This window comes from Bradyrhizobium sp. 157, from assembly GCF_023073815.1.
GTDB lineage: Bacteria > Pseudomonadota > Alphaproteobacteria > Rhizobiales > Xanthobacteraceae > Bradyrhizobium.
This window is the reverse complement of sequence record NZ_JADPKF010000033.1, coordinates 174006-179272: the sequence shown is the minus strand read 5'-3', so window position 1 is coordinate 179272 and position 5267 is coordinate 174006. Positions and strand designations below refer to the sequence as shown.

Sequence of the window (5267 nt, the reverse complement as noted above, 5' to 3'; positions counted from 1 at the left end):
AGGTATGTCATAGCCCTCGTCTCTCGCGGCCTCGCCGCAAGCCGTTCCCGAGCCGCACCCCATGAGCAAGAATTTACTCTCCGATTACAGGCTGTCTCGCCGTGCGCTTCTCACAGTGGGCGCAGGCATCGGCGGCGGGGTGCTTGCAGGTGGCTGGCCAATCGCGCGTGCTCAAGCCGTCGCACCGCAGGCCGGCCCGCGCGTCGCCGCGCTCGGCTGGGCCTGCGCGCAGACCATTCTGGCGCTCGGCGTCGTGCCGCTCGTTGTACCGGAGATCGAGCGTTACAGCAGGCTCGTCGTCGAGCCGGCGGTCCCGTCAAGCGTTCAGGAAATCGGCCTGCGTTCGGAGCCAAATCTCGAACTGCTGCAGAGTCTTGCGCCTGATATCATCATCATCGATCCCAGTATCACGGCCGCAATACCGCGGCTCAAGCTGATTGCCCCCGTCGAGGTCTTCACGATTTTCAAGTCCGGCCGGCATCCGCTTGAAACCGCACGCAGTTCGACGATGGAGCTGGCACAGCGTCTCGGCGTGCAGGCCGCATGCGAGGCTTATCTCGCGCGGTTCGATGCCGCCATGGCTGGCTATCGTGATCAGCTTCGCGGTCGCAGCGACAAGCCGCTGTATCTCGTCAGCGAAATCGCGCGCAACCGTGCGCTCGTATTCGGCCCGAACAGCCTCTATCAGGAGGTGCTCAGCCAGTTCGGCTTAAAGAATGCCTGGACCGGACAGAGCGGCCCGTGGGGACACACCAGCGTGGGCCTCGAAGTGCTCGCTGCGGTTCCGGATGCGCGACTGGTTCTGATGAGTTCGCGGGTTGCCGATATCGAAGCCCTGCTCAACGCAAGTCCGGTGCTGCGGACCCTGCCGTTCCTCCGCTCGGGGCGGCTGACGGTGCTGGGAAATCAATTCTTCTATGGCGGCGTGCCGGCGGCCGAACGCTTCGCACGCCTTCTCGCCGAACGTTTGCCGCAGGAAAACAATGAGCAAGATTGACGCGCTGCCCGCCCGGTCCGGGATCGAGATGCATCCTGCGATACTGATCGGCTTGCTGTTTGCGGCGGCTTCTGCGCTGACCTTTCGGCATCTGTCGGGATATCTGCCTGTTAACGCGTGGTTGCCGGTGCTTTGGCGTCCTGAAATCAACGATCCGCAGCAGATGCTCGTGCATTATACGGTGTTTCCGCGAATTGCGGTGGCGCTGCTGGCCGGGGCAGCATTGGGGCTTGCCGGCGCCGTCTGTCAGCAGGTGCTACGCAATCCGCTGGCCGAGCCGACCACGCTCGGCATCTCGAACGGCGCCTATCTCGCGCTGGCCATGACGACCTTGTGGGCACCGTCGCTGCTTGCTTTCGGCCGCGAGTGGATCGCGCTGCTCGGCGGATTCGCTGCGTTCCTGTGCGTGTTCGGCCTGACTTGGAAACGTGCGCTGTCGCCGGTCGTGCTGGTGCTGGCCGGGTTGATCGTGGGCTACTACTGCGCCGTGACGACCCAGGCTCTGGTGTTGCTCAACCATGACTACCTGATCGGCCTGTTCATCTGGGGCGCGGGCTATCTCAATCAGCAGGACTGGAGCAATGCAGCGTTCCTCGCGCCGCGGCTTCTGATTTCGTTCGTGCTGATCGCCGCGATGGTCCGCCCGCTGATCTTGCTCGGCTTCGACGACGAGACCGCGCGCAATCTCGGGCTCGGATTGACGGGCGCGCGGGTCTGCGCGCTTGGCATTGCGATCGCTCTCAGCGCTTCGGTGGTCAGTGTCGTTGGCGTGTTGGGTTTTGTCGGGCTGACCGGGCCGGCTCTCGCCATGCTTGCAGGCGCGCGACGTTTCCGCGATCGGCTGATTTGGGCGCCGCTCTGCGGCGCCGGCTTGCTGTGGCTGGCAGACGAACTTGTGCTACTGATTCCGCCGGGCTATCGCGAGATGCCGGCCGGCGCAGCCACGGCCCTGATCGGCGCGCCCTTGTTGCTGGTGCTGCTGCCGCGCCTACGGTCCGCAGCCCCGGTCGGAAGCCTCACACCATCCGTTCCACCACGTCTTGATCATCCCTGGCGGGTGATCCTGTTTGGTGTGGCCTTGCTGTTGTTCGTGGTCTGGATCGCGCTCGCAGTCGGGGTCGGCGCCGAGGGCTGGAGCTGGAGCGGTCTTGCCGGCATCCAGGAATTCCTGCCGTGGCGCTGGCCGCGCGTGGTATCGGCGTTGGCTGCGGGGGCCACGCTGGCGGTGGCGGGCACGCTGCTGCAACGCATGACCGGAAATCCAATGGCGGCTCCAGAGGTGATGGGGATCAGCTATGGCGCCGCGATGGGTGTGATCGTTCTTCTCTATCTCCTTCCGTCCCACACGCGCGTGGCGCAGATTGCAGGCGGCGGGATCGGAGCCTTCATCGTGCTCGGGCTGGTTCTGCTGTTCAGCAGGCGGTCCGAATTCAGTCCGGAGCGCGTGCTGCTGGCTGGTGTCGCCATGAGCGCGGCGTTCGGCGCGATCATCGCCATGGCATTGGCGACCGGCGATCCGCGCATCGGCATGCTGCTGTCGTTGCTGACCGGATCGCTCTATCAGATCAGTCCGGCCGAGGCCTCGGTCCTTGCCGCCGCGGCGCTCCTTTTGTTGATCATGGTGCCGATGCTGTCACGCTGGCTCGACATTCTGCCGCTCGGCCCGGCGGCCTCGCGTTCGATAGGCGTATCGATGGCGAGAAGCCGCATCATCATCATGCTGCTGACTGCATTATTGACGGCGACCGCGACGCTGATGGTCGGGTTGCTGAGCTTGGTCGGTTTCATCGCGCCGCATATGGCGCGAATGATGGGGGCGCAGCGCGCGCTTCATCAGACGGCGCTGGCCGCGCTGATTGGAGCCATCCTGATGGTATCAGCCGATTGGGCCGGGCGAATGGTGATATTTCCGTTCCAGATGCCCGCCGGCATTTTCGCGATGATGCTCGCCGGGCCCTATCTTCTCTGGCTGTTGCGACCGCAGCGCGGATAACGCGAGACGGTGAAGCGCCGAATGATTTACGAGCTCACCGTGCGAAGCTGATGAGATGGCTGTGATCCGGAGACGGCATCACCCCCATCGGAATGCCGTAGATGGTTTCGAGTTCGGCCGGCGTCATGATCTTGTCCGGCGCGCCGCGCGAAATCAGTTTGCCCGAATGCAGGGCGATGATCTCGTTGCAGAAGCGCGCCGCCATGTTGACGTCATGGAGCACGACGACCACGCCGAGATTGCGCTCCCGCGCGAGCCGCTTCACCAGCGACAGCACTTCGATCTGATGGGCAATGTCGAGCGCCGAAGTCGGCTCATCGAGCAGCAGGCATTCGGCATCCTGCGCAACCAGCATCGCGATCCAGACCCGCTGGCGCTCGCCGCCTGACAATGTATCGACCAACCGGTCCGCAAACGACTCGATGTGGGTCAGCGCCATGGCTTCCGCCACCTTATCGCGGTCAGTGTCGCCAAACCGGCCCAGCGCGCCATGCCAGGGATAGCGCCCCAGCGCGACCAGTTCCTTCACCAGCATGCCGGCGGCGGGCGGCGTCTGCTGCGGCAAATAGGCGACCTTGCGGGCGTAGTCCCGGTCGCTCCATTCGCGCAACGCGCGCCTTTCGAACCGGATCGTGCCGGATGAGCTTGGCTGTTGCCGCGCCAACAACTTCAGCAAGGTCGATTTGCCGGAGCCATTGTGCCCGATCAGGCCGACGACGCTGCGCGCGGGAAGCGACAGGGTGAGCGGTTCGAGCAGCGCGCGCCCCGCCACAGCAAACGCCACCTGATCCAGTTCGAACAAGGGCGTGGCCGGATCAGGCGACGCCTCGGCGATTTCGGTTGGCCGAACTACGTGCATGAGAAAGTGCCTGCGGGGACGATGCGGTGCGAGGTGAACGTCGTCCCGTCGCTCTGTGGATGTGGGGACGTCATGGCAGGCTCCAATACGCGACCGCAAGATGTTGCTCGCGGGAGAGCTTCCGCTCGTCGCGCAGATGGTTTCGCAGCGCCCTCAGCGCCTGCGCTTCGCACGCGACCCATGCAAACACCTCGCGATGATCAGGCCATCGCACGGTCCTGACGGCATCGACCAATAGCTGCGTCGTGCCGGCCGGACGGTCGCCGCGATGCAGCCAGCGGATCGATACGCCGGCTGGCGCTATCAGCGGAACCTGCTCAAGCCGGTCGGCGACTTCGATGAAGACTTCACCGGTTGCCGTCGCCGGCAGTGTCTCAAGAATTCGCGCAATTGCGGGAAGGGCGGTCTCGTCGCCCGCCAGCAGCAACCAGCGCGCCGGACGAATGCTTCGTCCGAGCGGACCGGCCATGCCGCAAATGGCTCCGGCCTTCGCGTTGAGGGCAAACGCCGAGCCCGGTCCGGCATGATCGTGGACCACGAAATCGATGTCGATCTCGCGGGCCCACAGATCGATGCGGCGGATCGTGTAGTAGCGGGTGATAGGCCTGCGGTCCGGCTCCGGCCAGAGGATTCGCCCGTCGGGGGCGGGCCACGGCCATTCGGGCTTGGCAAGGCCTTCCGGCGGAAAATACAGACGGACGTGCAGATCATCGTCGTTCACAAAGCGGGCGATGTCGTCACCGGTGAATGTCAGCCGGCGCATGCGGGGCGTCAGGTCGATCGCTGCCTTCAGCCGCACCTCGCGGAAATTGGCCAGCGTGCCGCCGTTCGATTCATGGCCGGACCAGACGATGGTCGGCGACTCATCGCCGGCAAACTCAATGACGTGGGAAGCGACAACCGACCGCAGCATTTCGAGGTTGCCCTTGTCGTTGGCCTCGACGCGGATCTTGAGCGCCTCGGCCTCGACGGCGAGCGAACTGGTTCCAAACGGAAGTTTCGCCACCATCAGGCCGCCCAGGTCCTCGAAGGCGATATCATGCTCGGCAAGATGATCGATCATTCGGGCCGCAAGGCCGGCGGCATCAGCAATCGGAATGCGGGTTTCGGAAACAAGCGAGTCCAAAGTCATTTCTCCAGTCGGGCCTGCCCGATGCTGGCCTGCGCACGCTTCGATTTCCGGATGCCGCAGCCCGACACTGGACCCATGTCCTAGTGGATCCATGTCCTACTCGCTCGTCGGCTGCGATGCAAAGGCGGTACTACTCACATTTTATTAAACGCATTGCCGATCACAAATTAGAATCAATCGAAAAAGGCCGAAAATAAGCTCTGGATGAGTGGTGCTGCCATCATGTATTCGCATCGCACCGGCAAGGCTGTTCGTATCACGACGGGCCGTGTAGGTTCGCTTCAGC

4 protein-coding genes are annotated in these 5267 nt (G+C 63.9%); 2 read left to right on the top strand and 2 right to left on the bottom strand.

What is annotated here, in order from left to right; genetic code table 11:
• Nucleotides 1-61: 61 nt before the first annotated feature.
• Together IVA95_RS08020 and fhuB are read left to right on the top strand one after the other, a co-directional pair.
• Complete coding sequence (locus tag IVA95_RS08020; RefSeq protein WP_247510017.1) at nt 62-997, top strand: ABC transporter substrate-binding protein; 936 nt, start codon at nt 62-64, stop codon at nt 995-997.
• A complete protein-coding gene (gene fhuB, locus IVA95_RS08015) occupies nt 984-2990 on the top strand; it encodes a Fe(3+)-hydroxamate ABC transporter permease FhuB (protein WP_247510016.1) in 2007 nt (668 codons plus the stop codon). The genes IVA95_RS08020 and fhuB overlap by 14 nt, the downstream gene beginning before the upstream one ends.
• A 34-nt stretch (nt 2991-3024) precedes the next feature.
• Here the strand turns inward: fhuB and IVA95_RS08010 are convergent, their stop codons facing one another.
• Both IVA95_RS08010 and IVA95_RS08005 read right to left on the bottom strand, forming a co-directional pair.
• A complete protein-coding gene (locus tag IVA95_RS08010) occupies nt 3025-3849 on the bottom strand; it encodes an ATP-binding cassette domain-containing protein (protein ID WP_247510015.1) in 825 nt (274 codons plus the stop codon).
• A 70-nt stretch (nt 3850-3919) separates the two neighbouring features.
• Nucleotides 3920-4975 carry a siderophore-interacting protein gene (locus IVA95_RS08005; protein ID WP_247510013.1) on the bottom strand — a complete coding sequence of 352 codons (1056 nt, stop codon included), beginning with the start codon at nt 4973-4975 and terminating at the stop codon, nt 3920-3922.
• Between the last annotated feature and the right edge of the window lie 292 nt (nt 4976-5267).